Raw genomic sequence first — 26,688 nt, 5'->3', positions numbered from 1 at the left:
GGCTCACGGCACCGGACGCTCGGCCATCCGGTACGCGTGGCCGCGGACGGCGTCGGCGCGCAGCCAGCCGTACCCGGCGTGCCGCAGCAGGCGCAGCAACGCCTCGACGTCGTCGGCGGTGAACTCGTCGCGCCCGTACCGGTCGAGGAACGCCGCCAGGTACGGTGTCGCGCCGTCGTCCCAGTCGGCGGGTTCGCGCGCGTCGAGGTCCCAGTCGAGTTCCCACAGTTGGGCGCCCTCGGCGTTCCACCACAGTACGACCCGCCCGTCGCCGGACACGGCCACGCCGCGCGGCTCGCTGCGGTTGGTGTCGAGCGTGCGCAGGATGGTCCCGGTGGCGACGTCCCAGACGCGGATGCGGCCCTGCTCGTCCGCGGACACGGCGAACCGGCCGTCGGCCGTCCACCGCACCGTCCGCGTCGACAGCGCCTGCTCCCAGTCGAACACCCGCAGGCAGCTCCCGGTGGCGACGTCCCACAGCTGGATGAACCGGTCGAACGACTCGCCTCCCACGGTCAGCAGGCGCCGGCCGTCCGTGGCGAGAGCGACCGCCACGACGTGCGGCTGACCGGTCTCGACGGTGTGCAGCACCCGCCCGGCCCGCACGTCCACCACCCGCACGATCCCCTGGTACCACACGGCGGCGGCGCGGTCGCCCGCCGAGACGGACACGTCGGCGACGCCGGACCCGTCGGGGCTGTCGAGGGTCCACAGCGGCCGGCCCGCCGCCGCGTCCCAGGCCCGCAGTACGCCGCCGCGGGTGCCGACCAGCGCCGTGCCGCCGTGGGCGAGTCGTACGGACCGGAGATCGTCGCCGCCGACGGTGGTGCCGCCGAGCCGGGCGCCGTCGGCCACCGACCACAGGCGGAGGCCGCCACCCCGGCCCACGGACGCGACCGTACGGGCGTCGGCGTCGAGGCCGACCGCGACCGTCACGTCCGGCGCCACGTGGGCGGGCGGCGACGGCGGCGCCAGCTCCCGGACCCGCTCGCCGGTGACGGCGTCCCACACCCCCACCACCCCGCCGTGCCCGCCGGTGACGACGGTGCGGCCGTCCGCGGACAGGTCCGCCGCGTACAGGTCGCCGGTGTCGAGGGTCGCGGTACGCCAGGCGTCCCGCGGCGCGACCCGTACCGAGACGGCGGTGAGGTCACGCCAGGCGGACAGCACCCGCGGCGCCCGCTCGTACCCGGGGACGGCGCGGACGGCGGTCAACGCCGCGTGCGCCGCGGGGTACCGGCCGGCGGCCAGCGCGCGGGCGGCGTCGGCGAGTCCGGACTCGGCGGCGGCGTGCGTGCCGGCGACCTCCACGGGCGGGCGCGGCCGGCTCAACCGCGGCGCCGCGACGTGGCTGTCGGTGGGCAGCCGCCAGCGACGCAGCACGCCCTCGCCGCCGGCCGTGACCGCGGTGTCGCCGTCGATCCGCAGGTCCCACACCGACAGCCCGTCCGCCGGCCACGGGTACGTGCGCAGGCAGCGGCCGGTCGCCAGCGTCCAGCACCGGATCGCGTCGCCCTCGGCGGACACCAGCCGCGTCCCGTCGGAACTGAACGCGAGCCGGTCGACCGGCTCCTCGTGCCCGGTGAGTACCCGGGTGCACCGGCCCGCGCGCAGGTCCCACAGCCGGACCGCGCCCCGGTCGGTACCGATCGCCGCGTACCGGCCGTCGGCGCTGAGCCGGAGTGCGACCGCGCTGCCGGGCATGTCGCGTTCGGGGTGGCGCCACGAGCGGTCCGCCGTCAGGTCCCACACCCGCACCTCGTCGTACTCGACGAGCGCCGCGTACCGGCCGTCCGGGGTGACGTCGACCGCGATCCCGCCGTACCCGCGGTGCAGGGTGCGGCGCGTCCCGTCGCGTACGTCCCACAGTTCGACCGTGGTGCCGGCGGACCACAGTACGAACCGGGCGCCGGCGGTGAGGCGGACCGTGTGCCGGTGGTGGTGTTGCGGCGGCCGGGGCGCCGGCGCGGTCAGCGTCCGTACCCGGGTGCCGTCGGTGAGGTCCCAGACGATCACCGTGCCGGACTCGTCGGCGGACACCCCGTACCGGCCGTCGGCGGTGACGTCGACGGCGCGGACCGCGACGGCGTGCCCGGTGAGGGTACGGCGGCAGGCCCGCTCCGCCAGGTCCCACAGCCGTACCGTCCGGTCCGCGTCGGCGACGAGCGCCACGTCCTCCTCCGCCGCGAACCGGAACGGACGGCCGCGGCCGAGCAGGTCGAGTACGGATCCGCCCGGTACAGGCGGGAGCCGCCACTCGTCGACCCGGCGCGCGTCGGCGATCCGGCCGGAGCGCAGCACGTCCAGCGCGGCGCGTACCTCGGGGCGGTCCTCGTCGGGAGTGAGCAGGGCGCGCGCCGCGTCGAGGTCGCCGCGTTCCAGGTGCACCTGGGCCAGCAGGTACCGCTCCTGCGGCGAGCCGTCGTCGGCGCCGGTCAGCCGCGCGACGAGGTCGGTGTCGCCGGTCGCGCCGGTCCGCCACCGCACCAACCCCAGGTTGTACGCCGCGGCCAGGTGCTGCGGGTCCGCCGCGAGCGCCGCCGCGAACGCCTCCTCGGCGGGCCCGCTCCGGCCCAGGTCGGCCAGCGACAGCGCGCGGTTGTTCAGCTCGTCGGCCCGCAGGTCCGCCGCCGCCGGCCGGACCCGCGGGTACGGGCGGCCGACGAGCCGCGCGTACAGGTCGGTCAGGTCGGCGGCGACGACGTCCATCGAGGCCGGGCGCCGCTCGGGGTCGGGGTCGAGGCAGCGGCGCAGCAGGTCGGCCAGCTCCGGCGGCGGCGCGACCCGCCCGTCCCGTACGGTGTCGAGCACGTCGCGCGCGGCGGAGCCGGCCAGCCATCGGACCTCCCCGACGCACAGCTCCAGTACGGAGACGGCGAAGCTGTACACGTCGGCGCGGCGGCCGACGGGACGACCGGCGGCCTGCTCGGGCGCCGCGTACACCCGGGTGCCGCCACCGCCGGGCACCGGTACGCTCGCGCCCGGCGCGCCGTCCGGGCCCGGCGCCGGCGCGGCCGGGCGTACCCGGGCGAGGCCGAAGTCGGCCAGCTTCGCCACCCCGTCGACGTCGAGCAGAACGTTGGCAGGCTTGACATCCCGGTGCACCAGCCCGCGGTCGTGCGCGTACGCCAGCCCCCAGGCGACCTGTACCGCCACGTCGAGGACGGTCGCCAGCGGCGCGGGCCCCGCGTACAGGGTGCGGTCGGCGACGCGGTCGGCGAGGCTGCCACCCGGCACGTACTCGGCGAACAGCCGCGGGACGCCGTCCAGGGTGCGCACGTAGTGGCAGCAGCAGACGTGCGGGTGCAGGCCGAGCGACACCCACGCCTCCGCCTCGGCCACGAACCGGTCCCGCAGGTCGGCCCGCCGGGACAGGTCCGGCCGCAGGCTCTTCACCGCGAGGTCCACACCCCACTCCCGGTGCCGTACCCGGTGCACGACGCCCATGCCGCCGCGCCCGGCGACGCCGAGCACCTCGTACCGGTCGTCGACGACGTCGCCGACCCGCCACCCGTCAGCCACGTCCGTCTCCCGCCGCGAGCGCCCAGTCCAGTTCCCACACCCGTGCACCGTCGTGGTGGCACCAGCTCAGCACGTACCGGAGGGTGTCGTCGACGGCGAGGCGTTCGACGGGCTGGTCGTGCCGGCCGACCACCCCCAGGCACCCGCCGGTACGGACGTCCCAGAGGTGGACGGTGCAGTCGCGGCCGGTGCCCACCGCGTACCGGGGGTCGGCGGTGAACCGTACGCCGCACGGCTGGTGCCCGGGCTCCGCCGCGAGCTGGCGTACCAGCTCGCCGCTCGCCGTGTCCCACAGCCGTACCGTCTCGTCGCCGAACCGGCCGCCGCTCGTCAGCAGCGACCGCCCGTCCGGGGTCAGGCTCACCGCGCCGACCCGCTGGGAGTGCGCCTCGATCCGGCGTACCAGCGCGCCGTCCAGCCCGGTCAGCCACACCACGCCGTCGACCATGGACGCGGCGAGCAGCGGCCCGTCCGGACGGTCCCAGGCGACCGCGTCCGCGCGCAGCGGCGCCACCAGCTCGCCGGTCGCCAGCTCCCACAGCTCGTCCGGGCCACCCCACCGCCGCACGTACGCCCGGGCCCCGTCGGCGGTGAACTCCACCGCCCGCACCGTCCCGTCGTACCGGCCGATCGCGCGCAGGCACTCGCCGGTGTCCACCGACCAGAGCCGTACCGTGTCGTCCTCGCCGGTCAGCAGGCGGCGGCCGTCCGGGCTCAACGCCACCACGATCGGGTGCGAGCGGCGTGGCCGGGCCGCGACCGTCCGGACGTGGCCGCCGCGCACGACGTCCCAGATTTGCACCGTCCCGTCGTACGCGCAGGTCGCGGCGACGTCGCCGGACCCCGCCAGGTCCGCGCCGGCCACCCGGCCCGTCGCCAGCGTCCGCGCCGGCCACGCCTCGCGCAGCCCGACCCGCGTCACCGCGCCGCCGAGCGCCCGCCACGCGGCCAACGCCCGCGGCGCCCGCTCGTACCCGGGCCGGGCCCGTACCCGGGTGAGCAGGTGCAGGGCGTCGGTGTCGCGGCCGGCCGCGGTGGCCCGTTCCGCCTCGGCGAGCCAGCCCGCCGCCTCGTCGTCCCGGCGTACGGCCGGCGCCCGGTACGGCGCCACGTACCCGCCGGTCGGCAGCCGCCGGGTCCGCACCGCGCCGCCCGCCCGCACCGACACCGCCGTACCCGGGTCGTCGCCGAACCGCGCCGCCACCACCCGGTCGTCGCGGAACGTCCGCAGGCAGCGCCCGCCGGCGAGCTCCCAGTACCGGAGGGTGTGCCCGCCGGCGGACAGCAGGAAGCGGCCGTCCTGGCTCAACGACACCGATCGCGCGACGTGCCCGCGCAGCGTCGCCACCCGCCGGCCGCTCGCCAGCTCCCACACCGTGACCGTCGCGGCGCCCGGTTCGGCCACCGCGGCGAGCCGGCCGTCCGCACCGAGCACCACCGCCACCGGCCCCGGCCCGTGCGGTACTCCCGGGATGCGCCGCGCCCGGCCGTCCTGCCAGACGCGCAGCCCGCCGTCGTCGGCGTACACGGCGAGCCGGCCGTCGGCGGACAGGTCCACGGCCTCCCCGTCGAACACCGCGCCCGCGTGCAGCAGGTCACTGTGGTCGTCGGTGGTGCGCCAGGAACGGACCGTGCCGTTGGCGGCCCACAGCACCGAACGCCCGTCCGCGCTCAACCGCACCGCATGCGTGTCCTCCAGCACGTGGCAGCCGGCGCTCTTGGCCGGTACCGGCGGGCGGTCGAGCGTGGCCAGGCAGCGGCCGTCGGCCAGGTCCCACACCCGGATCGCGCCGTCCGCGCACACCGCGGCGCCCCGCGTACCGTCGGCGCCGACCGCGACCGCGGGCACCGGGCGGTACCGGCGCCACCGTTCGCCGTGCAGTACCCGGGGCGCGCCGTCGGTCAGGTCCCACGCGGTGACGACGCCGTCCTCGTCGCCGGACAGCGCGACCGGTGCCGCCGCGGCGATCCGTACCGTCGACGACCGGAGCCGCAGCTTCACCTCGCCGAGCACCACCTCGGCGCCGCGCTCCCGCTCCACCTCCGCCACCAGAGCCCCGTCGGTACGGGCCGCGGCCAGCGCGCCGAGCACCTCGTCGTCGGTCGTCTCACCCCGCCGCCAGCGCAGCAGCCCGAGATCGTACGTCGCCGTCGGGTGCAGCGGATCGGCGAGCAGCGCAGCCCGCAACGCCTCCTCGGCCCGCGTCACCTCCCCGTCCGCCAGCAGGTCCACGGCACGGCCGGTCAACTCGTCGGCCGTCGCGTCCGGTCGGTCCACCGGGCACCCCTCCCCCTCGGTACGACGGCCCGAGAGTACGACCGGCGCGCCCGGGACCGGTCCCCGCGCGTCGACGGTGGGGACAGCCCCAGGGCGGGTCCGGGGGCGCCCGGCACTGACTTCCGGCTCGTCCGATGTGACCGTGATACGCGGGGCCGAACGGCCCGCCAGGGGGTGGAAAGGTGCCGACCGAACCGAACCGCGCGCACGCCGCACGTGCCGCACTCGTCCTCGTCGCCGTGGCCGCGGCGTGCATCGCGTTCCTGCACGCCGCGCTGCCCGACGATCCGGTACGCAAGATGGTCAGCGACTACGTGCACACGCCGCTCGGCTCCGTCGTGCTTCCGTTGGGGCTGCTGGCATTCGGGGCCGCGCTGGTGCTGCTCGCCCGCGGGTTGCACACCGCCGGCATCGGCGGCCGGCGCGTCACCGTACCGCTCGGGATCGCCACCGTCGGCCTCGTCCTCATCGCCGCCTGCCACGGCGACGCCGCCGGCACCGGTACGACACTGTCCGGGCTGGTACACAAGTTCGGCGGCGGGTTGCTGTTCGGCGGGCTGCCGGTGGCCGGGTGGGCGCTCGCCACCCGCTGCTCCGCGCACCCCACCTGGCACCGCCTGACCGTCCCGGTACGCCGGCTCGCCACCGCGGGCGCCGTCGTCCTGGTCCTGATGCTCGTCGGCTACCTGCCCGAGTTCGGCGTACCGCTGCCCGCCGCGGCATTGTTCACCGGCACGCACGGGCTCCTGGAGCGCGGCGTCCTCGTCGCCGAGGTCGCCATGGTCACCCTCGCCGCCGTACGCCTGGTCCGCCCGCCGCTCCCCGCCCGTCCCGTCGCCGTACCCGCCGTCGCGGCACCGGAACCCGTACGGTCCACAGTGGACAGTACCGCTGCCTGACCCGAGGCCAGGCCCGCGAACCCTTGACACCAAACCGATCCAGCGCGGCGATCCGGGGTGGGGTCAGTCGGGGGCGCCGAAGCGGGCGACGTGGTGCCAGACGCGTTTCAGGTCCTGCGGGTCGTACCGGCCGGACCGGGCGGCGTCGCCGAGTACGCGGGGGTCGAGGACGCCGTCGACGGCGATCGCCGCACCGAGCCCGACGTACTCCGGCCCGCGGTACTCCGGGTGGCGGCGCAGTTCGGCCACGGTGAGCCGGAAGCCGCCGTGCCACTCGACCGGGCAGGGCAGCTCGCGCGCCGCCGCCGCGACGTCGGTGCCGCGGTAGCAGGGGTCGAGGACGACCGCCTCGACGTCGTCGGCGAGCAGTACGGGGCCGTGCACCTGGGCCTCGATGTAGTCGTCGAGCGCGTCGCGCCGGTCGGCGGCGGCCAGTGCGAGCAACGACATCGCCGTGGCCGTACCGAAATCGGTGGGGTCGAAGACGCTGTCCGGGTAGCAGAACGTGGTGCGCGCGAGCGTCGCGGGGCGCAGCCGCAGGTGTGCCGAGCCGAACCGGGGCGCCGCGCCGACCGTACGGCCGCGCACGTTGAGCGCGCCGTACACGGGGCGAGCGTGCGGCGGCGCCTCGTCGTACGCGCCGCCGAAGATGCGGCTCTCCCACCGCCACCGGTCGCCGCCCGGGTACGCCGTGAGCCCGCCGTTGCTCACCCCCGTGACGAACTGCGAGCGGTACACGCCGTCGGTGGCGAGCGCGCGCAGCACCGGCACCCCGCGTACCGGACGGTCGGGGTGGAAGGCGAGGGTGACCCGCAGCGCGGGATCCAGCGGTGGGCCGGACGACACCGCCGCCACGTGCCGCAGCGCCCGCGCCACGGCCGCACCGTACGGGTCAGCGTGCGGCACGGGAGATCCGCGCCTTGACGTCGGTGAAGTGCCGGCGCATCGCGTCCTGCGCGGCGGCCGCGTCACCGGCGCGCAGGGCGGCCACGATCCGGTCGTGGTTGGCCTCGATCTCGGCGGCCCGGTCCTCCGGCGGCCCGAGCGTCGGCTCCACGTCGTGGTACACGTCCCAGAAGAGCTGGATCAGTTGCAGCACCAGCGCGTTGCCGGCCGACTCGTACAGCAGGGCGTGGAAGGCGCGGTCGGTCTCCGGGTCCTCGCCCATCCGCCGGACCAGCGCGTCGAGCGCGGCCAGCCGCGCGGCGCTCAACGTGCCGGCGACCTGGCCGATCAGCCCGACCTCCAACAGTTCGCGTACCTCGACCAGGTCGCGCAACGAGCCGACGTCGCCGCCGTCGCCCGCCCGGATCCGGAACGACAGCGACGGGGTCAGCACCGACAACGGCGCCTCGCCGACGAACATGCCGAGACCGCGCCGGATCTCCACGATGCCCAGCGCGCGCAGCGCCCGCACCGCCTCCCGTACGCTGTTGCGGCTGGCGCCGAGCAGGTCGACGAGCTGCGGTTCGGTGGGCAGCGGGGCGCCGGGGCCGAGCCCGCGGTCGTGGATCAGCCCGACGATCCGTGCCTGCAACGCCGCGTCCCGATCGGTCATCGCGCCCACCTCCCCGAGGTACCGGCGCGAGTCTAGCCCCGACGTCCCATGTCGTACCGGAGGGCGGGGCGGGCGAGTCCGCTCAACCAGGCCGAACCAGCCGAGACACCCGCCAATCCACCCGACCCCGATCCCCCGCGTACGCCCGGGCGACATCCCATGTCAGCGCCGCCGCCAGCCGGATCAGGCGTACCGGGCGGCGGTGGCGCGGGACTCGGCGGCGATCCAGTCCCGTACCTCGGGCGGGGCGAGCACCTCGACGCCCGCGCCGAGGCCGAGCAGCGCGCTGCGCGCCCACCGCACCCCCTCGAACGGGACCGTGACCTCGACCGGCCCGGTCGCCGTCAGGTCGATCCGGTCCTGCCCGCTGACGGCGACCAGCCGGCGCAACCGGGGCAGTACGTCCACCTCGGCGCGCACGGTGACCTCCATCAGCGTGTGCGAGTTCTCCAGCTCGACGCGCGCGGCGCGCCACTCGGCGGCCAGGTCGAACCCGGCCGGTCGCCGCGCCGGCTCGACGAGTACCTGCGCCACGGTCACCCGGGAGATCCGGTACGTCCGGCGCGCGCCGTCGCGCAACGCCACCAGGTACCAGTCGCCTGCGGCGAGTACCAGGCCGAGCGGGTCGAGCACCCGCTCCGTCGTACGCGCCCGGCTGGTGTACCGGATGCGGACCCGGCGGTCCGTCCACACCGCCTCGGCGAGCGTGGCGAGCTGCGGCGTCGGCTCGGCCGTCCCGTACCACCGGACGGGGTCGAGGTGGAAGCGCTGCGCGGACCGCTCGGCCCGGTCGCGCGCCTCCCCCGACAGCGCCGCCCACAGCTTGCGCTGCGCGGTGTCGAGCTGCCCGGTGAGGCCGAGTTCGTCGGCCGGCCCGGACAGTCCCAGGAACGCCAGCGCCTGCGCCTCGTCGACGCCGAGCCCGGTCAGCCGCGTCCGGTACCCGCCGGGCAGCGTGTACCCGCCGGCGGGGCCGCGCACCGACCGCACCGGTACGCCCGCGGCGGCCAGCGCCTCCATGTCGCGCTGCACGGTCCGCTCGCTGACCTCCAGCCGGGCGGCCAGCTCGCGGCCGCTGACCCGACCGCGTACCTGGAGGTAGAGCAGGAGGGAGAGGAGGCGGGAGGCGCGCATGGTCGAAAGTCTTCCACGTACCCGACAGGAACTGACGGGAACATGGTCCACGATGGTGCACATGACAGCGAACACGCAGGTCGCAAGCCTGATCATGATGAACCTCGACTGCTCGGACCCCGTCGCCCTCGCCGACTTCTACCACCACGTACTCGGCTGGGAGATCACCCACAGCCAACCCGAGTACGCGATGGTGTCGGACGGGCACACCTCGATCGGTTTCGGTCAGCTGGCGAACTACCGGGCGCCGGCGTGGCCGGACGAGTCCGGCGCCAAGCAGGTGCACCTCGACCTCGGGGTGAGCGACATCGACGCCGCCGAGAAGGAGTACGCGGCGCTCGGCGCGACGACGCCGGAGTTCCAGCCGGGTGAGACGTGGCGGGTCATGCTCGACCCGGCGGGCCACCCGTTCTGTCTCTGCCAGCGGTGAGCGGTCAGGCCGCGGCGGACGCCTCGGCCTGATCCTCGGCGGGTGCCTGGCTCGCCCAGCGTTGGGCGAGCCAGGCGCACACCATCAGCTGGATCTGGTGGAACAGCATGAGCGGCAGTACGGCCAGGCCGATCGCACCGGCCGGGAACAGTACGCTCGCCATCGGCAGGCCGGACGCGAGGCTCTTCTTCGACCCGCAGAACACGATCGTGATGCGGTCCGCCCGGCCGAACCGCAGCCGCCGCGACGCGACCGACGTGGCCACGAGTACGAGGGCGAGCAGGGCGCAGTCGACCGCGAGCAGCGCGCCGAGCCGGGGCAGCGAGAGCTGGTGCCAGATGCCGGCGACCACCCCGGCCGAGAACGCCGTGTACACCACCAGCAGGATCGACCCGCGGTCGACGAGCTTGAGCGCCTTGTCGTGCCGCTGTACGAATCCGCCGATCCAGCGGCGCAGCAGCTGGCCGGCGACGAACGGTACGAGCAGTTGCAGCAGGATCTGCTCGACCGAGCCCAGCGAGAAGCCGCTCGCGCCGTGCCCGGACAGCAGCGCCGCCACCAGCAGCGGCGTGATCACCACGCCGATCAGGTTCGAGAACGAGGCGGAGCAGATCGCGGCGGCCACGTTTCCCTTCGCGACGGCGGTGAACGCGATCGACGACTGCACCGTCGACGGCAGGCAGCACAGGAACAGGACCCCGACGTACAGCTGGGGGGTCAGGACGGTGGGCACGAGCACCCGCGCGGCGATCCCGAGTACCGGGAACAGCACGTACGTCGAGGCGAAGACGACCAGGTGCAGTCGCCAGTGCTTGGCGCCGGCGAGGGCGGTCTGCGCGGAGAGGCGCGCGCCGTACAGGAAGAACAGCAGGGCGATGGCGAGGTCGGTGACGTGACCGACGACGACGGCGCCGACACCGCGGGCGGGCAGCAGGGCGGCGAGGGCGACCGTACCGAGGATCGCCAGCAGGTACGGGTCGATGCGCAGGCGCGCGAGGATCCGGAGCATGGCCACCTTCCGCCGGACGTACGAGACGATTCTCCGCCGGGCTGACGTCATTGTGAACCGTGTTCACCGCGATGACTGTGAACGCCTATCGTGATGGGCATGTTCGACCCGGTACTCCTGCGGACGTTCCTCGCGGTCGTGCAGACCCGCAACTTCACCCAGGCCGGGCGCCGCCTCGGGGTGCGGCAGTCGACCGTGAGCCAACAGATCCGCCGCCTGGAAGCCGCCGCCGGCCGCCCACTGTTCGCCCGCGACACGCACTCGGTGGTCCTCACGACCGACGGCGCCGCGCTCGTCCCGCTCGCCGACAGCATCCTGTCCGCGCACCAGCGCGCCGAGCACTACTTCGCCGCCGCCGAGCTACGCGGGCGGGTCCGGTTCGGCGCGTCCGAGGACTTCGTGCTGACCCGGCTGCCCGAGATCCTCCGGAACTTCCGGTCCAGCCACCCGCACGTCGACCTGGAACTGACCGTCGGGCTCTCCGGCGTCCTGCACGAGCTGTACGACCGGCACGAGCTGGACCTGGTCTTCGCCAAGCGGCCCGCCGGCGAGACGCGCGGCCAGCTCGTGTGGCGGGAGCCGCTCGCCTGGATCGGCGGCGACGCGCCCGGCCCCGACCCCGGCAGTCCCGTGCCGCTCATCGTGTACCCGCCGCCGTCGATCACCCGCGCCCGCGCCATGGAGGTACTCGAACGGCACGGTCGCCGCTGGCGGGTCACCTGCACCAGCGGCAGCCTGTCCGGCGTACGTGCCGCGGCGGTGGCCGGGCTCGGGGTCACCGCACACGCGCGCAGCCTCGTACCACCGGGCCTGCGCGTACTGCCGGCGCAGCACCGGCTGCCGGACCTCGGCGACGTCGAGTTCGTCCTGCTCGGCGGTACCGACGAGGGCGGGCCGGTCACCGCGCTGCGGACCGCGCTGCTCGCCGCCGGCGACCGGCTGCACCGGCCGCTCTGACCGTCAGCCCGCGGCCACGTCCAGCAGCCCGCGCGGGACGAAACCGGCGTCGGCGAGGCGGACCCACAGCTCGTCCGGCACCGGCGTACGGAACGCGTCGGCGTTGTCGCGTACCTCCGCGGCGGACCGGCAGCCCACCACCACCGACCGTACGGCGGGGTGCAGGAACGGGAACTGGATCGCCGCCGCCGCCAACCCCACCCCGTACTCGGCGCAGATCGCACGGCACTGCCGTGCCCGCGCGAGCTGCTCGGCCGGCGCCGGCCGGTAGTTGAACATCGCGTCCGGCGCGGGGTCGGCGAGCAGCCCGGTGTTGAACACCCCGCCCACCACCACCGCGGTACCGGTGCGCGCGCACAGCGGCAGCAGCGTGTCCAGCGCGTCGTGGTCGAGCAGCGAGAACCGGCCGGCGATGAGCACCACGTCCGGCTCGTACTCCGCCACGTACGCGGCGAGCGGGGCGCTGTGGTTCATCCCGAAGCCGACGGCGCGCACCAGCCCCTCGTCCCGCAACCGCCGCACCGCCGGGTACGCGGTGGCCCGGACGGCGTCGGCCGCGTCGTCGGCGTCGTGCAGGTACAGGATGTCGACGGACTCGCGCCGGAGCCGGTCGAGGCTGGACTCCAGCGACGCGCGAACGCCGCGCTCGGACCAGTCGGGCACGACCGTACGGCCGGGGCGCAGCAGCCAGCCGGTCTTCGTCGACACCACCGCATCCGGTACTGCGGGCAGCGCCCGGCCCAGGCGCTCTTCGGCCTGACCGTGCCCGTACCGCGGGGCGGTGTCGAAGTACGTGACGCCGGCAGCGGCCGCGGCGGCCACCGTGTCGGCCGCGTCCTGCTCGGACACGTCGCGGAACAGCCCGCCGAGCGGCGCCGTACCGATGCCGAGGGGTGGCAGGTCCAGGCTCATCGCGCATCCTCCCGCCATGGCGCCCGGTACGTCGGGGCCCCGGCGCGCAGCTCCATCGTCAGCGTCAGCCGTACCCGGGTGGCGGCGGGCAGCCGCACCACCACGTACGGCCCGGTCGCGCGCTCCGGTGGCCCGTCGTCGACCGCGACCGTACGCACGGCGTGCTCCGCGTACGTGCCGGCCTGGACGACGAGCGAGCGCGCCGCGACGCCGACGTTCACCAGGTCCACGACGGTGTGGTCGGTACGGGTGTCGGACACCAGCGCGGCCACGTCGGCGGGCAGCCCCGGCCGGCGCAGCTCCCCGTCGTGGTACCGGAGGTGCAGCTGGGCCAGACCACCGTTGTACAGCACCTGCGGGGAGCCGGTCGTCAGGTGCAGCAACGCTTCCGTGACCACCGGGTTGCGTTCCTGCCAGTGGTGGATGTCCAGCGCGTCCGGGCCGACCGCGGGGTCGAGCGGGTCCGCGTCGATCGCCGCGACCCGCTCGGCGCACACCGCCAGCGCCGCGCGCAGCATCCGCTCCGGGTACTCGGGGTTGCGCCCGGCAAGGTACTCGTACCACGGCTCCTCGTGGCCGGCCTCCTCCTTGGTGCGCTGCACGTGCACGGCGCCCCAGTCCCAGCCGGCGCCGGCCCGCAGCGTCTCGACCCGGTCGCGGTCCTCGGGCTCGCGGCCGAGCTGCCACAGCGCCACCGGGATCTGCGTCGCCGGTACGGTGTGGTCGAACCAGCCGGAATCGTTGTGCCGCAACGGAACCATCAACGTACGGTCGCCCGGCATGGCGCGCAGGTGCGGACGCCAGCGGCGCCCGAGAGTACCGAGGTCGTGCTCGGTGAGCTGGCGGGCCTGCCGCAGGACCGCGTCGAGCGGGTTGCGGGCCAGGTCCAGGAAACCGCGGTCGCCGGTGACCAGCAGCGCGTTCGTCGCGCCGATCAGCGCCGCCGGCCCGACCGAGTGGAACCCGTGCGGCCACGACCAGCCGTAGTGCCCGCCGTACCAGCGGCCGTCGAGGTGTTCGCCGACCACGCCGTGCAGACCGGCGTTGTCCGGGAGTACCTCGTGGTCGGTGAGCCGGTCCCGCCACGCCCCCACGTACTCGGCGACCCAGTCGGCGTGGCGCCGGTCGCCGCCCGCCAGGTACGCGTTGGTGACGAGGCTGGTGGCGGCCAGGTTGACGACCGTGTCGCCGCGACCCATCCGCTCCCACATGGCCCGCCCGTACGCGTGGGCCCGCGCCGGCGACGCGACCAGCTCGTCGAACGGTGCCGCCTCGGCGATCCAGTCCAGCGGCAGCCCGTACGGGCACAGCGCGGTGCTCCACGGGAACAGCGTGTCGTGGTCGCTGAAGCCCCAGCGCGGGCCGTCGGCGCCGACGTGCGGCGCGCGGATCACGCGGTACTCCGGGTCGTAGTTCGGCCCGCCCGGCAGGTACGCGTCGGCGAAGCGCACCGCGGTCGCGCGCAGTTCCGCGTCGTCCGGCAGGGCCAGGCACAGCCCGTAGAACAGCAGCATGCCCTCGCCCTGGTGGAACCAGTCGTACCCGCGGTCCATCCCGTCGCGCAGCATCCCCATCTCGGTGAGCTGCGCGGTCACGCCCCGCCAGTGCCGGTACGCCGCGGTCAGGACGTCCACGCCGCCGCCGAGCAGATACAGCGTCGGCCAGGTGAAGAACGGCTCGTAGAAGTCGTCCACGCCGTCCCGGTCGTCGGTGCCGCGGCCGAGCATGTCCCGGAAGACGAGCCGCCCGTCGCCCTCCGTGTACTTCTCGGCGAAGGCCCGCCATGCCTTGTCCTGCCTGGCGAACAGCTCGCGTTCGAGGGTCGCCCACACCGGCGGAGTGGTCACCGGCCGCACCGCCCGTACCTCCGGCGTGCCGGCCGGTACGGGTGCGTCGTCGGCTCGCGCTGCGCTGACCATCGCGGATGACTCCCGGGTGATTGCTGATCGATAACCGATGGCTAGCATCATCCTGCCGCCCTGGCGTGTCAACACCCACCGCGGGAGGACGCGACCGTGATCGACTGCCACGCACACGTGTGGAACCCCGCCGACGGGTACCCGTGGATCCGGCCCGGATCACCGCACCACCGCGCGTACCGGGTGGCGGACCTGGCGCGGTCCGGCGCCGGGCTGGACGTGACCGGCACCGTACTGGTGGAGGCGTCCCGCGGCGACGCCGGCGAGACCGACACCCTGCGCGCCGCCCGCACCGCCCACCCCGACACCGTCGCCGGGTACGTCGGGAACCTGCACGTGTACGGCGACGCCGGGCCGGACCGGTTCCGCGCGCTGCTCGACGACCTCGCCGACGACCGGCCGAACGGGATGCGCCTCGGCGGCCGGACCTGGTCCGCCACACCGGAACCGGCCCGCGCCCTGCTCGACGTGCTCGCCGAGTACGGGATGGCGCTCGATCTCAACCTCGGCGCCGGCGCGCTGCGGACCGCGGCCGACGTCGCCGACCGGTACCCGGGGCTGACCGTGGTCGTCGACCACCTCGGCAACCCGGGCAACCTCACCACCGACGACCCGTCCGACTGGCTCCGCGACCTCGCGTACGCGGCGGGCCGGGCCGGCGTGGTGGTGAAGATCTCCGGACTGCTGACGCAGCAGCGCGGCGTACCGGCGGGGCGGGTGGCGGAACTGGTGCGGCGGGTGGTCGACGCGGTCGGCCCGGACCGCTGCGTCCTCGGCTCGGACTGGCCGATCTGCCTGCCGGCGGGCTCCCGCGCGGAGGCGTTGCGGCTGGCCGGATCGGGCCTCGCCGGCCTCACCGCGGCGGAGCGCCGGCGCGTGCGCCACGACACCCCGGTGCGGGTGTACCGGCTGCGTCGGTTGACAACGCTCACCCGGCCCTGCTGAACTGCCAACGTTGATCGATAGGCGATGATTCGCTCGACCCGACCGCGGAGACCCGACACCATGGCACAGTTCGACCTCCCCCTCGCCGAGCTGGAGCGCTACCTGCCCGATCTCGGCGAGCCGGCCGACTTCGACGAGTTCTGGGCCAAGACCCTCGCCGAGCACCGCGCGTCCGACGTGGCCGCCACGTTCGATCCGGTACCCAATGGGCTGGCCACCCTCGACACGCTCGACGTCACCTTCCGCGGGTACGGCGGGCACCCGGTACGGGCGTGGCTCCACCTGCCCGTCACCCGTACCGGTCCGCTGCCCGCGGTCATCGAGTACCTCGGGTACGGCAGCGGGCGCGGGGTGCCGCACGAGAAGCGGCTCTGGGCCGACGCCGGGTACGCGCACCTGGTGATGGACACCCGCGGGCAGGGCGCCGAGACGCCCGACCCCGACCCGGCCACCGGCGACGTCGCCGCGCCCGGCTTCCTCACCCGCGGCATCCTCGACCCGCACCGCCACTTCTACCGCCGGCTCTACACCGACGCGGTACGCGCGGTCGACGCCGTGCGTACGCATCCGGCGGTGGACCCGACGCGCGTCGCGGTGACCGGTACCAGCCAGGGCGGCGGGATCGCGCTCGCCGCCGCCGGTCTCGTACCGGACCTCGCGGCGGTGCTGCCCGACGTGCCGTTCCTGTGCCACTTCCCGCGCGCGACCACGATCACCGACCGCCCGCCGTACGTGGAGGTCACGCAGTACGTGAAGCTGCACCGGGAGCACGCGGACACGGTGGCCCGCACACTGTCCTATCTGGACGGTGCCGCGCACGCCCGGCGGGCGACCGCGCCGGCGCTGTTCTCGGTCGGCCTGATGGACCACATCTGCCCGCCCTCCACCGGGTACGCCGCGTACAACCACTACGGCGCGCTGACCGGGCTCGACCCGGCGCGCAAGCGGATCCGGGCGTACCCGTTCAACGACCACGAGGGCGGCGGTCCGGCGCACGAGGTCGTGAAGCTCGACTGGCTCGCCCGCCAGTGGGAAAAGGCGGCCGGATAAGGGAAACCGGGCCGGCGAGCCTATCGATACCGGTTAGGCGATCGGCGCGTATCATCGGGGTGGATCCGGTATCGCGTGATGGGGAATTCATGGCATCGAAACGAGAAACGACCGACGAGCCGAGCGGCTTCGCCTCCACGCTCGCGTCGAACAAGGACCGGCTCCGCAACACCCTCATCTCCGACCGGGTGTACGAACTGCTCCGGCAGGCCATCGTCGACGGCGAGCTGGCCCCCAATGAACGGGTGGTCGAATCGGAGATCGCGCGCCGGCTCGGCGTGAGCCAGGCTCCCGTACGGGAGGCCGTCAAGCAGCTCGCCCGCGAGGGCCTGCTCATGCACGTACCGCGGCGCGGGAACTTCGTCGTGGAGATCTCCAGCAAGGACGCCGAGCACGCCCGTCAGGTACGGGAACCGTTGGAGCGACTGGCCGCCGGGCTCGCCGCCGGCCAGCTCACCGACGAGCACCTGGCCGAGCTGGGCGAGCTGGTGGACCGGATGCACCGGGCGGTGGCGGTCAACGATCTCGGCAAGTTCCGGGACGCCGACATCGCGTTTCACACCCTGGTCTGCCGGATCGCCGGAAACCCGTTCCTGTACCGCATGTGGGAGGTTCTGGAACCGAGCCTGCGCGCGCTGCACGCCATCGCCGATCCGCTTTTCGAGGGCGACTGGCACGCGATGGCCGACGAGCACGGCCGGCTCGTTTCCCTGTTGCGGGACGGGGACGGCGAGAAGGCCGCGGAGGCGTTCGCGGCGCACGCCGCCGGGCGTTCGCCGGTGCCCGATGAGCGGAACGGGAAGAAGGCCGCCAAGGGCAGGGGTACGCGGCGGCGCTGACCATTTCCGTACGTGATTCTGCCCGGGCCGCAATTCCGGCCCGGGCAGAATTGTGTACGCCGGTCAGCGCCGCGCGCCGGCCGTCCACATCGGCGCACCGTACTGGTAGGCGCCGAGACTCGGTACGGCGTCGGTCGACCCGTCGGTGACGCCCGGTACCGGGATCGCCTGGTTGCGGGCGGGTGAGGCGGCCGTGAGCCGGTAGTCGTGCGCCGCCGGGTCGACGAACAGCGGGTCGACGTCGGCCGGCAGGTTGTTCGACAGCACCATGCCGCCGGCGGTGGCGCCGTCCAGCCCCCGGATCGGACCGATGTTGTTGTACACGGTGGTGCCGGTCGACTGGCCCGGTCCCTTGACGTAGAAGAGGGTCATGCCGCCGGTGTTGTTGTAGACCCGGTTGTCGTGCGAGCCGGAGCCGAGGCCGTTGAGCATCACGGTCCCCTCCAGGTTGTTCCAGCCGACGTTGTTCGCGATGAGCATGTTGCTCTGCCCGTTGTCCGCGTACACCCCGGCCACGGCGAACGGGTTGACGCCGGGTGTCGGCGTACCGTCGTGGAGGAGGTTGTGGTCGACGGACGTGCCGCGCATGTCGACGCCGCAGCAGGTGTAGATCGCGGCGGTGTCCAGGCTGAGCCGGGCGTACTGGGAGATGTCGTTGTACGCGATGCGGTCCGGGCCCGGCGTGTCGCCGTCGAGTTGCAGGTTGATGCCGCTGCGGCCGAGCCGGTACAGGGTGTTGTGGGTGACGGTCTGCGTGTTGCCCTGCACGGCGATGGCGGCGGCGTACGTGCCGAGGTAGTCGACGTCGTGGATGACGTTGTCGGTCGCGCTGTTTCCGTTGCCACGCAAGGCGATCCCGTTCCCCGCGCTGTACGCGAGGTCGCTGTGGACGATCCGGTTCCCGGTGCCGTCCAGCACGATGCCGGTGTCGGCGACGCCGCGCGTCACGGTACTGCCGCAGTCGGTGGCGCCGCGGGTGATGTCGGTGTAGTGCGACAGGTAGCGGCCGGTGATCCGGTCGAGCAGCACGCCGGTGCTGGCCGTACCGGTGCGGATGGTGGACGCGAACACGCCGATGCCGCGGACGGTCGTGTGGCTGGCGCCGGTCAGGTCGAACGCCAGCGGCCTGGTGCGCGCCTCGATGTCGTGCCCGGCGACGCCGTCCTCGCTGTAGACGTACAGGTCCCTGGATTCCTTGTCGTAGAACCATTCCCCGGGGTGCGCCAGCTCGCCGATCTTGCCGGCCAGCGCGTACCGGGTGTCGGTGGGCACGACCTTGTGCACGCACGGCGGCGCCGCGGCCAGCGTCACCGACCCCACCTGCGAGCTCTGTACGGTCGTCGTCGCGCTGACGTACCAGTAGCCGGTGAGGGCGCGGGCGCCGGTCCAGTAGCCGGCGGGGCGGGTCAGGCCGGCGTCGGCGATCGTGGCGCCGTCGCTGCCGGCACCGGCGTGTTCCAGGGTCGGTGTCAGCAGATCCAGCCCCGGGTACGGGAACTGCGCCTCCACGTCCATCCGGCCGTCGGTGAAGACCTGCACGGTCGTCACGTCCTCGCCGAGATCGGCGTGCGTCCGGTACACGTGGCCGGCGCCGACCGCCGCGCTGAACGCCGAGTCCGCCGCGTACGGGTCGGTCGCCGCGATGTCGGCGACGTCCGCGGCGGTCACCGCCGACCAGCCCGTCAGCCGTTCGGTACCGGTCAGCGTCACGTGCGCGCCCGGCGCCGCCTGGTACGTGATGGGCTTCGCGGCGGTACCGGAGTGCGCCGGTACCACGGTCTCGGCGTACGTGCCGGAAAGGATCTCGCAGGTGTCGCCGGCCACCATCACGTCGGCGCACTGCTGGACGTGCCGGAACGGCGCGGCGGCCGAGTGACCGCCGCCGGTCGCGTGGCCCCACGGGGCGACGTAGTAGGTGTGGCCGGCGTTCGGTGCGGCGGCGGCCGGTACGGTGGCGGCCACCGCGGACACGGCCGCCACCAGGACGGTGACGGCAGTCCGCAGGTACGGCGGGCGTTGGGTCATGCTCGGCGTCTCCCTTGGCGTTGGGGGCGGGGTCTCATCCCTTCACCGCGCCGACCGTGAGGCCGCTGACGATGTGGCGCTGCATGTAGATGAAGAAGACGATGACCGGTGCGACGGCCAGCAGCAGGTTGGGGAACACCTTCGTCAGGTCCGTCGAGTACTGGCTGATCCCGGCGTAGATCGCGGTGGTCACGGTGTAGTGGCCGGAGCCGGGGCTGAGCAGGATCTGCGGGCTGACGAAGTCGTTCCAGATGCCGATCGAGTTGAGGATCAGCACGGTGACGACCGCCGGCCGCATCAGCGGGAACACGATCCGCCAGAACGTGCGGTACCGTCCGGCGCCGTCGATCGCCGCCGCGTGGTCGATGTCGACGGGGATCGTACGGATGAAGCCGACGAACAGGAAGATGCTGACCGGCAGCGTCGACGCCACGTCGTGCGCCACCAGCCCGGTCACCGTGTTCGCCAGGCCGACCGCGCGCAGCACGTAGATGACCGGGATGACGACGGCGGCACCCGGGATGAACGTGCCGGCGAGGAAGTACAGCAGCAGCAGTTGGGTACGGCGCCGCAGGCTCCGCGCGATCACGTACGCGGCGGGGCCGGCGAGCGCGATGCACAGCACGTCGACCACGACCACCAGGAAGATCGTGAACCCGTAGCCACCGATCACGTTGTACTGCGGGCTGTGCACCGCGTCCGACAGGTACCGCAGGGTCAGCTCGCCCAGCGGGATGCCGAACGGGTTGTCCGCGATCGCCTGCTGTGGCTTGAAACTGTTCACCAGCAGCAGGTAGACCGGCACCGACATGACGACCGTCAGCAGCGCCAGCATGACCACCTTGACCACCGGTACCGACCGGCGCCGTGGCGCGCTCTCCGCCTTGCCCACCACCCGCTCCTATCCGGCCGCAGCCTGGTCTTGCCGGTTGCGCAGCGCGGTCACCAGCAGTGCCAGCGCGGCGGACACCACCATGAGGAACACCGCCTGCGCCGTGGCGTACCCGACCTTGGTGCCGGCGAACGACCGGGCGAGGATCAGGTACGAGAAGGTCTGCGTGGAGCCGGCCGGGCCGCCGCCGGTGAGGCTGACGATCAGGTCGTACGCGCGGACCAGGCCGACCAGGTTGAGCACGGTCGCCACGGTGACCACGGGCGCGATCATCGGGACGACCACGCGCCGGTTGGTCTGCCACGTCGAGGCGCCGTCGATCGCCGCCGCCTCCAGCAGTTCCGCCGGCACGGTCTGGAGCGCGGCGACGAACAGCACCACGTTGAACCCGAAGCCGGCCCACACGATCACCCAGATCACCGAGACCAGCGCGAGCTTCTCGTCGAACAGGAAGCCGATCGGCTCGCTCAGGCCGAACCGGTGCAGCGTACTGTTCACCGCGCCGTTCGTACCGAGGATCGCCGCCCACAGGTACCCGAGGATCAGCGCGCTGATCACGTGCGGGTAGTACGCGAGGGCGCGGAAGAACGCGTTGGTCCGGGACCGGCCCTTGAGCAGCAGCGCGTACGCCAGCCCGCCGCCGACCATCCCGACCGTGCCGACCACCGCGATCACGGCCGTGACGTACCACGACCGGGTGGAGGCGGGGTCGGCGAACAGGTGCCGGTAGTTGTCGAAACCGACGAACACCGCGGTGGAGAAGCCGTTCCAGTCGGTGAGGCTCAGGTAGATCGCGACACCGACCGGCACGACCGTCAGCACCGTGTACAGCGCGACCGCGGGGCCGACCATGCCGAGCGACACGGCCGCCGTACGCAACCGGGCGGACCGCCCGCCGACCGCCGGCCGCGGGGTGTCCGCGGCCGGCGCCGTACGGCGGTCACTCAGCTCTGCGAGTTCCACCATGTGTCCAGTCCCTTGGCGACCGTGGCGCCCGACGCACCCGAGTACAGCTTCTGGACGTCGGTGTTGAGTTCGTTGCTGTAGCCGTCGATCGGTTGCCGCGCACCGGCTTTCACGATCACCGACGGCGCGGCGTCGAGGACCTTCTGCACCTGCGTGCCGAGGCTCGACATCGGGTACGGCATGCCCTGCCGCAGGTTGCCGTCCGCGGCGAGCTGGCTCTTGACCGCGGCCGGGTCGGTCACCAGCCACCGGGTGAACTCGATCGCCGCCGCCTTGTGCCGCGAGGCGTTGACCACCACGTACGGGTCGGCGATGTTGCCGAACTGCCCGGACGGGTACGCGCCGTCGGTCGGCATCGTGAACACGCCGATCCCGTCACTCTTCTTCGCCAGGTCGGCGGCCGGCACGAAGAACGACCCCATCATGTACATCGCGGACCTGCCGTTGAGGAACGCGGTCTGCCCGTCGGCGTACGTCAGGCCGAGCGCGCTCTTCTGCAGGTACCCCGCGTCGATCCACTTCTTGTACAGCGTCAGGTAGTCCTGGTAGCCGCTGCCGGCGAAGGTGACCTTCCGGTCCTTGCGCTTGACCGTCCAGTCCGGGTCGGCGGTCAGTACGCCGGAGTCGGCCAGCAGCGAGAACTGCGCGCCCGGCACCCACTGCCCCGCGGTCTGCAACGGCACGTACCCGGCGGACCTGAGCTTCCCCATCGCCGCGGTGAGCTGCGCCAGCGTACGGATCTGCGCCGGGTCGAGCTTCGCCTTGGCGAACGCGGCCTTGTTGTAGAACACCAGCGACTGGATCTGCTCGCCGACACCGACGACGTACCGCTTGCCGTCCACCGCGTACTGGTCGGCCAGCGGCGTCTTCTTCGTCCACGCCTCGCCGGTCAGGTCGGCGAACAGGCTCGCCGTCTCGGCGGTGGGGGTGATCTGCTGGGCGATGTCCGGCGGGTCGCCGGCGGCGAGGTCCTGGTTGAGCTTGGCGCTCGCCGAGATCGTACCGGTCAGCTCCAGCTTCACCTTCACGCCGGGATGACTCTTCTCGTACTTGGCGAACAGCCCGTTCCAGTACTGCTGGGTCAGGTTGGGCGTGATGTTGACGATGATGCGCAACGTCGTCTGGCCGGGCGGGTCGTCGGAACCCGCGCCGCACGCGGCGGTCGATGCCAGCACCGCGGTGGCCGCGACCGCGGCCACACCGGCCCGGCGCCACAGTCGTCTCATCTCGACGACACCTCCGTTACGAAGCCATGAATAATCGATAGTCGAGATCAAAGCACGCGTGCCGGCCGGAGGTCAACAACTCCCCGGCCGGCACCCGCGCGCTCACCACGTGGCGCCGGGTACCCAGCGCACCGCCCCGTACTGGTAGGCGCCCAGGCTCGGGGTCGGATCCGTTGAGCCGTCGGTGATCCCGGGTATCGGCTCGGCCGCGTTCCGCGCCGGCGAGCCGGCCTGGAGCCGGTAGTCGTGCCCCGCCGCGTCGACGTACAGCGGGTCGGTCGCGGCCGGCAGGTTGTGCGAGATCGTGATCCCCGTACTCGCGTCCGGCGGGTTCGCCACGTCGCCGAGGTTGTTCACCACCCGGGTGCCCGCCGCGCTCGTGATACCCAGCAGGTACACGCCGCCGTCGTTGTCGTACACCAGGTTGTCGGTGCTGACGCCGGCCTGGCCGTGCAGCATCACCGTGCCGTGCAGGTTGTTCCAGCCGACGTTGTCGTAGAACGCGATGTCGCGCTGCCCGTTGTCGGCGTACGCGCCGGCCTCCGCGAACGGGTTGATCCCCGGGATGTTCGCCGCGTCGTGCAGCCAGTTGTGGTGCACGCTCGTACCGGCCATGTCGGCGTTGCAGCACAGGTAGACCGCCGCGCCGTCCGTACTCAGGTGGTCGTAGCCGGACAGGTCGTTGTACGCGACGGTCACCGGGCTGAACCCGCTCCCCCACACCACCGACACCGCGGCCCGGCCGACGTCGGACACCGTGTTGTGGGTGACGACGGCGCCGCTGCCGGTCACCGCGATGCCCGACGCGTACGTCCCCAGGTAGTCGACGTTGCTGACCTTGTTGTCGTCGGCGGTGTTCCCGGTGCCGGCCAACAGGATCCCGGTACCGGCGCTGCCGTCGACGCTGCTGTTGCGTACCACGTTGCCCGAACCGCGCAGCTGGATGCCGCTGGTGGTGACGCCGACGGACACGTTGCAGGCGCTGCCGGGCGCCGTGAGCTGGGTGTAGTGCGAGACGTAGCGGGCGTGCACGCCGTCGACGACGTTCCCCGTACCGGACGTCGCGATGGTCGAACCGAACAGGTCGATCCCCTGTACTGTCGTGTAACTCGCCGCCCGCAGGTCGAAGCCGTACGTCCGGGACTTGGCCAGAACCGTGTGCCCGGACGGGTTCCCGTACACGTAGAGGTGGCCGGTGGGCGGGTCGTAGTACCACTCGCCGGGGTGGGCCAGCTCGCCGAGCTTGCCGGACAGCGCGTACCGGGTGTCGCCGGCGTTGATCCCGGCGCAGCCCGCCGCCGACGCGAGCGTCACCGACCCCGGCGCGGAACTCGCCACCGTACCGGTCTGCGTCGCGTACCAGTAGCTCATCAGGACGGTCGCGCCGTCCCAGTACCCGGCGGGTCGGGTGAGGTTGGCGTCCGCGATGGTGGTGTTCGTCGTGCCGGCCTGGGTCAGTTCCACGGTGGGGTTGAGCAGATCCAGCCCCGGGTACGGCCACTGCGCCTGCACGTACATCTGGTCGTCGACGAAGATCTGGTCGAGGCTGGCGTCGGCGTTCAGCGACACGGTCGTGCGGTAGACCTGCCCGGCGCCGACCGCCGTCGCGAAACCGGACCCGGTCAGGTACGGGTCGTTGCCCTCCAGTCCGGCCAGGTCCGCGGCGGTGACCTGGGCGAAGCCGGTCACCGGGTCCGTGCCGTCCACCCGCACGCTGGCCCCCGGGTACGCCCGGTAGGTGATCGGCGCGCCCGACGTACCGGAGGCCGCGGGCGTCACCGTCTCCCGGTACGTACCGGACATGACCTCGCAGGTGTCCCCGGCGACGAGAACCTCCGCGCACCGCTGGATGTGTTGGAACGGCGCCGATGTGGTGGTGCCGGCGGCCGTGTCGTCGCCGGCGGGCGACACGTAGTAGGTGGTCGGGCCGGCCGCGGCGGCGACCCCGGACGAGGCCGGGACCGCGCCGACGGCCAGCGCGCCGAGCAGGGTGAGGATCCGGACAGTACGTCGCATCAGTCACCATCCCTAGCGTCTATCGATAACTGATGCTCTATGCGATTTCCGGTACGTGTCAAGGCCGGGTCGGACCGGTGTCACCGCGCCCCGACCTGGCCGGCGCCGGTGTCACCGGTCGTCCCGTACCACTACCGCGATCCGCCCCGCGGCGGCGTCCGCGACCGCCAGCGTCAACCGCGCCAGCCGCTGCCCCCAACTGCGTCGCAGCAACGGATCCGTCAGCTCCCGGTGGTCCACCGACGCGACCGCGGCGGCCGGATCCCAGGACAGCCGCAGCCGGCGCCCCGCCGTACCGGTGACCGTCGCCCAGCCGGCGCCGTGCTGGACCCGGCCCGCCAGGACGTGCCGGACCAGTACCGGATCGGCGGCGTCCACCCACTCGTCCACCACCTCCACGTACGCCCCGGGCCCGCGGACCAGCCGCACCGTGCGGATCCAGCGGGCCACCGAGCCGACCGGGTACGCGCCGGCCAGATCCGCGCGCAACGTCGCCGACCCGTCGTCGAGCGCCACCGCGACCCCGCGCGCCCCGTACTCCCGGCCAGGGCACTGCTCGGCCCCGGGTTCGGGCACCGTGTGCCAGGCGCTCCGGAACGGCCACCCGTCGTACCGGCGCGGTCCGAACGTCTCCGCCGTGTACGTCGGCCGCCCCACGTCCACCACCAGCGGCCGCCCGTCCACCGCCACCTGGTACGAGCCGACGTCGAGGTGGTTGTGGTGCTCGCCGTTGTGGCCGGCCTTCACCGCCAGCGCCAGACCCCGCGTCGTACCGGGAGTCTCGCGTGCCACGAGCACCCCCGTACTCGGCAGCCAGCAGGCGTCCGCCAGCCACGGCGCCGCGCCCGGCGGGAGGGGGGCCGCGACCGCGTCGCACCAGGCACGGTCGGCGAGCGCCGCGAGAGCCCTCCCCAGCCCGGTACCGGGGGCCACGGCGCGGCCGGACGCGCCCGACACCGCGTGCGCCGCCGTCTCCGGCTGACCCAGCCGCGCCGCCCACCGGTACGGCACCTGCCACGGCGGCTCGGCCGACAGCCGCGCCGACGCGTCGCCGACGTTGACGTACCAGTCGGCGCCGAGGTGCATCCGCTGCGGGAACCGCAGCAGCGGCGCGAGTACCGGCAGGTCGCGGGCGTCCAGCTCCGGGCCGCCGACCTCGGCCAGCAGGTCCAGCGCCTCCAGCAGCCGGCAGGGCCCCTGCCACCAGTACGCGATGCCCTCGTCGAGGCCGCCGTCGCCGGGCAGTACCGCGACGTAGTGGTCGAGGCCGGCGACGACGAGCCGGACCAGGCCCGCGCGGCGTACCGGGTCGTCGCAGAGCAGCAGCGCGGCGGTGAGTACGGCGCCGTGGATCCACGGGTTCCAGTTGTTCGCCGTACCGTCGGCGCCGATCCAGCGCCAGTCCCGGATCCGTTCGAACGGCCCCAGCACGCGGTCCCGCACCTCGCGCCGGATCCGCCGCCGCAGTCCCGGCATCCGCCGGTCGAGGTGCGGGCCGAGCACGTGGTCGGTCCACGCCAGCAGCGCCGCGACCTCCGCCGCGCCCAGATCCAGGTACGGCTCGCCCGGGTCCGGCACCGTCTCCCCGCGCGCCGCCGTACCGCGGTCGTGCGGCGCCCAGCACCACGTACTCGCCTCGGCCAGCAGTACCACCCCGTCCACCACGCCGTCCAGGTACGGGCAGGCGTCCGGTGCCGCGCTCGCGTCCGCCACGTCGCCGGTCACCACGGCGGCGAGTACCAGCCGGGTCACCCGCTCGCGCAACCGCCGCACCGCCGTCTCGTACGTGCCGCGGTCGCCGTCGCGGAAAGTGCGCGCCCAGTCCGACGCGAGCAGCCGCGGCGGCGGTTCGGTCAGGTCCGCGGCGGCGTCGGCGAGGACCGCGGTACGCACGGCCGGCGGTACCGAGGTCCACAGTGGACGGTCGGCGACGGTCGGCAGCGGCGCGGGACCGGCGAGCAGCCGCGCCAGTACGACGGGGTCGTGCAGCGCGGGGAGCCGGTCCGTCAGCGGGGCGCGCCCCGGCTCGGTCGGTACGGACGCCATGCGGTCGCCTCCTGGTCGGCCCGGGTTTCCTCTGCCATCGATAGACGATAATGTCAGGCGGAGGC

The 26,688-nt window shown here is 73.7% G+C and carries 20 protein-coding genes; 6 read left to right on the top strand and 14 right to left on the bottom strand.

Annotation, left to right across the window (positions count from 1 at the left end; translation table 11 throughout):
* Positions 1 to 3 precede the first annotated feature (3 nt).
* Positions 4 to 3,522 (bottom strand): WD40 repeat domain-containing serine/threonine protein kinase, encoded by a 3,519-nt coding sequence (locus Aru02nite_RS15005; protein ID WP_203658137.1) that lies wholly within the window; start codon positions 3,520 to 3,522, stop codon positions 4 to 6.
* The gene (locus Aru02nite_RS15000) at positions 3,515 to 5,800 is read right to left on the bottom strand and encodes a WD40 repeat domain-containing protein (RefSeq protein WP_203658136.1); all 2,286 of its coding nucleotides are present in this window, start codon (positions 5,798 to 5,800) and stop codon (positions 3,515 to 3,517) included. Before Aru02nite_RS15000 ends, Aru02nite_RS15005 begins: the two co-directional genes overlap by 8 nt.
* 182 nt (positions 5,801 to 5,982) lie before the next feature.
* Here Aru02nite_RS15000 and Aru02nite_RS14995 point away from each other — a divergent pair, with 182 nt between their 5' ends.
* The gene (locus Aru02nite_RS14995) at positions 5,983 to 6,699 is read left to right on the top strand and encodes a DUF998 domain-containing protein (RefSeq protein ID WP_203658135.1); all 717 of its coding nucleotides are present in this window, start codon (positions 5,983 to 5,985) and stop codon (positions 6,697 to 6,699) included.
* 63 nt (positions 6,700 to 6,762) lie between these two features.
* Here Aru02nite_RS14995 and Aru02nite_RS14990 read toward each other — a convergent pair whose 3' ends face one another.
* From Aru02nite_RS14990 to Aru02nite_RS14980, 3 genes are all read right to left on the bottom strand, one after another.
* Positions 6,763 to 7,575 carry a DUF3626 domain-containing protein gene (locus Aru02nite_RS14990; protein ID WP_239076700.1) on the bottom strand — a complete coding sequence of 271 codons (813 nt, stop codon included), beginning with the start codon at positions 7,573 to 7,575 and terminating at the stop codon, positions 6,763 to 6,765.
* A gap of 16 nt (positions 7,576 to 7,591) precedes the next feature.
* A complete protein-coding gene (locus Aru02nite_RS14985) occupies positions 7,592 to 8,257 on the bottom strand; it encodes a FadR/GntR family transcriptional regulator (RefSeq protein WP_203658134.1) in 666 nt (221 codons plus the stop codon).
* A gap of 183 nt (positions 8,258 to 8,440) precedes the next feature.
* Positions 8,441 to 9,391 (bottom strand): helix-turn-helix transcriptional regulator, encoded by a 951-nt coding sequence (locus Aru02nite_RS14980; protein WP_203658133.1) that lies wholly within the window; start codon positions 9,389 to 9,391, stop codon positions 8,441 to 8,443.
* 61 nt (positions 9,392 to 9,452) lie between these two features.
* On the opposite strand from Aru02nite_RS14980, the gene Aru02nite_RS14975 reads away from it, so the two are divergent.
* Positions 9,453 to 9,821, top strand: a complete 369-nt coding sequence (locus tag Aru02nite_RS14975) for a VOC family protein (RefSeq protein ID WP_203658132.1) — start codon at positions 9,453 to 9,455, stop codon at positions 9,819 to 9,821.
* Positions 9,822 to 9,825: 4 nt separating this feature from the next.
* Here the strand turns inward: Aru02nite_RS14975 and Aru02nite_RS14970 are convergent, their stop codons facing one another.
* The gene (locus Aru02nite_RS14970; protein ID WP_239076699.1) at positions 9,826 to 10,830 is read right to left on the bottom strand and encodes a bile acid:sodium symporter family protein; all 1,005 of its coding nucleotides are present in this window, start codon (positions 10,828 to 10,830) and stop codon (positions 9,826 to 9,828) included.
* 99 nt (positions 10,831 to 10,929) lie between these two features.
* On the opposite strand from Aru02nite_RS14970, the gene Aru02nite_RS14965 reads away from it, so the two are divergent.
* On the top strand, positions 10,930 to 11,787 hold the full coding sequence (locus tag Aru02nite_RS14965; RefSeq protein WP_203658130.1) for a LysR substrate-binding domain-containing protein: 858 nt from the start codon (positions 10,930 to 10,932) through the stop codon (positions 11,785 to 11,787).
* 3 nt (positions 11,788 to 11,790) lie between these two features.
* Here the strand turns inward: Aru02nite_RS14965 and Aru02nite_RS14960 are convergent, their stop codons facing one another.
* Both Aru02nite_RS14960 and Aru02nite_RS14955 read right to left on the bottom strand, forming a co-directional pair.
* A complete protein-coding gene (locus Aru02nite_RS14960) occupies positions 11,791 to 12,699 on the bottom strand; it encodes an aldo/keto reductase (protein WP_203658129.1) in 909 nt (302 codons plus the stop codon).
* The gene (locus tag Aru02nite_RS14955) at positions 12,696 to 14,618 is read right to left on the bottom strand and encodes a DUF8034 domain-containing protein (protein ID WP_505712019.1); all 1,923 of its coding nucleotides are present in this window, start codon (positions 14,616 to 14,618) and stop codon (positions 12,696 to 12,698) included. Before Aru02nite_RS14955 ends, Aru02nite_RS14960 begins: the two co-directional genes overlap by 4 nt.
* 96 nt (positions 14,619 to 14,714) lie before the next feature.
* On the opposite strand from Aru02nite_RS14955, the gene Aru02nite_RS14950 reads away from it, so the two are divergent.
* From Aru02nite_RS14950 to Aru02nite_RS14940, 3 genes are all read left to right on the top strand, one after another.
* Complete coding sequence (locus Aru02nite_RS14950) at positions 14,715 to 15,563, top strand: amidohydrolase family protein (protein WP_203658127.1); 849 nt, start codon at positions 14,715 to 14,717, stop codon at positions 15,561 to 15,563.
* Positions 15,564 to 15,623: 60 nt separating this feature from the next.
* Positions 15,624 to 16,613, top strand: coding sequence for an acetylxylan esterase (locus tag Aru02nite_RS14945; RefSeq protein ID WP_203658126.1), 990 nt, complete (start codon positions 15,624 to 15,626; stop codon positions 16,611 to 16,613).
* A gap of 89 nt (positions 16,614 to 16,702) precedes the next feature.
* Positions 16,703 to 17,452 (top strand): GntR family transcriptional regulator, encoded by a 750-nt coding sequence (locus tag Aru02nite_RS14940; RefSeq protein ID WP_203658125.1) that lies wholly within the window; start codon positions 16,703 to 16,705, stop codon positions 17,450 to 17,452.
* Positions 17,453 to 17,515: 63 nt separating this feature from the next.
* Here Aru02nite_RS14940 and Aru02nite_RS14935 read toward each other — a convergent pair whose 3' ends face one another.
* The 6 genes from Aru02nite_RS14935 to Aru02nite_RS14910 form a co-directional block, all read right to left on the bottom strand.
* Positions 17,516 to 19,477, bottom strand: coding sequence for a right-handed parallel beta-helix repeat-containing protein (locus Aru02nite_RS14935; RefSeq protein WP_203658124.1), 1,962 nt, complete (start codon positions 19,475 to 19,477; stop codon positions 17,516 to 17,518).
* Between the two features lie 34 nt (positions 19,478 to 19,511).
* Entirely contained in the window at positions 19,512 to 20,369 is an 858-nt protein-coding gene (locus tag Aru02nite_RS14930; protein WP_203658123.1) for a carbohydrate ABC transporter permease, read from the bottom strand.
* 9 nt (positions 20,370 to 20,378) lie between these two features.
* Positions 20,379 to 21,335 carry a carbohydrate ABC transporter permease gene (locus Aru02nite_RS14925; RefSeq protein WP_203658122.1) on the bottom strand — a complete coding sequence of 319 codons (957 nt, stop codon included), beginning with the start codon at positions 21,333 to 21,335 and terminating at the stop codon, positions 20,379 to 20,381.
* Positions 21,314 to 22,561, bottom strand: a complete 1,248-nt coding sequence (locus tag Aru02nite_RS14920) for an ABC transporter substrate-binding protein (RefSeq protein WP_203658121.1) — start codon at positions 22,559 to 22,561, stop codon at positions 21,314 to 21,316. The genes Aru02nite_RS14925 and Aru02nite_RS14920 overlap by 22 nt, the downstream gene beginning before the upstream one ends.
* A 102-nt stretch (positions 22,562 to 22,663) precedes the next feature.
* Complete coding sequence (locus Aru02nite_RS14915; protein WP_203658120.1) at positions 22,664 to 24,577, bottom strand: right-handed parallel beta-helix repeat-containing protein; 1,914 nt, start codon at positions 24,575 to 24,577, stop codon at positions 22,664 to 22,666.
* Between the two features lie 111 nt (positions 24,578 to 24,688).
* Entirely contained in the window at positions 24,689 to 26,623 is a 1,935-nt protein-coding gene (locus tag Aru02nite_RS14910) for a heparinase II/III family protein (protein WP_203658119.1), read from the bottom strand.
* Between the last annotated feature and the right edge of the window lie 65 nt (positions 26,624 to 26,688).

It is taken from the genome of Actinocatenispora rupis (assembly GCF_016861975.1).
In the GTDB taxonomy this organism is placed as follows: Bacteria; Actinomycetota; Actinomycetes; order Mycobacteriales; family Micromonosporaceae; genus Actinocatenispora; species Actinocatenispora rupis.
This window is presented reverse-complemented; position numbering and strand designations above follow the sequence as displayed.

Excerpts from the sequence above, each read along its gene's own strand:
- Aru02nite_RS14925 (WP_203658122.1), bottom strand. The coding sequence starts at position 21,335 with ATGGTGGAACTCGCAGAGCTGAGTGACCGCCGTACGGCGCCGGCCGCG.
- Aru02nite_RS14965 (WP_203658130.1), top strand. The coding sequence starts at position 10,930 with ATGTTCGACCCGGTACTCCTGCGGACGTTCCTCGCGGTCGTGCAGACC.
- Aru02nite_RS14980 (WP_203658133.1), bottom strand. The coding sequence starts at position 9,391 with ATGCGCGCCTCCCGCCTCCTCTCCCTCCTGCTCTACCTCCAGGTACGC.
- Aru02nite_RS14955 (WP_505712019.1), bottom strand. The coding sequence starts at position 14,618 with ATGGTCAGCGCAGCGCGAGCCGACGACGCACCCGTACCGGCCGGCACG.
- Aru02nite_RS14935 (WP_203658124.1), bottom strand. The coding sequence starts at position 19,477 with ATGACCCAACGCCCGCCGTACCTGCGGACTGCCGTCACCGTCCTGGTG.
- Aru02nite_RS14940 (WP_203658125.1), top strand. The coding sequence starts at position 16,703 with ATGGCATCGAAACGAGAAACGACCGACGAGCCGAGCGGCTTCGCCTCC.
- Aru02nite_RS14985 (WP_203658134.1), bottom strand. The coding sequence starts at position 8,257 with ATGACCGATCGGGACGCGGCGTTGCAGGCACGGATCGTCGGGCTGATC.
- Aru02nite_RS14945 (WP_203658126.1), top strand. The coding sequence starts at position 15,624 with ATGGCACAGTTCGACCTCCCCCTCGCCGAGCTGGAGCGCTACCTGCCC.
- Aru02nite_RS14920 (WP_203658121.1), bottom strand. The coding sequence starts at position 22,561 with ATGAGACGACTGTGGCGCCGGGCCGGTGTGGCCGCGGTCGCGGCCACC.
- Aru02nite_RS14910 (WP_203658119.1), bottom strand. The coding sequence starts at position 26,623 with ATGGCGTCCGTACCGACCGAGCCGGGGCGCGCCCCGCTGACGGACCGG.
- Aru02nite_RS14975 (WP_203658132.1), top strand. The coding sequence starts at position 9,453 with ATGACAGCGAACACGCAGGTCGCAAGCCTGATCATGATGAACCTCGAC.
- Aru02nite_RS14970 (WP_239076699.1), bottom strand. The coding sequence starts at position 10,830 with ATGCTCCGGATCCTCGCGCGCCTGCGCATCGACCCGTACCTGCTGGCG.
- Aru02nite_RS14960 (WP_203658129.1), bottom strand. The coding sequence starts at position 12,699 with ATGAGCCTGGACCTGCCACCCCTCGGCATCGGTACGGCGCCGCTCGGC.
- Aru02nite_RS14915 (WP_203658120.1), bottom strand. The coding sequence starts at position 24,577 with ATGCGACGTACTGTCCGGATCCTCACCCTGCTCGGCGCGCTGGCCGTC.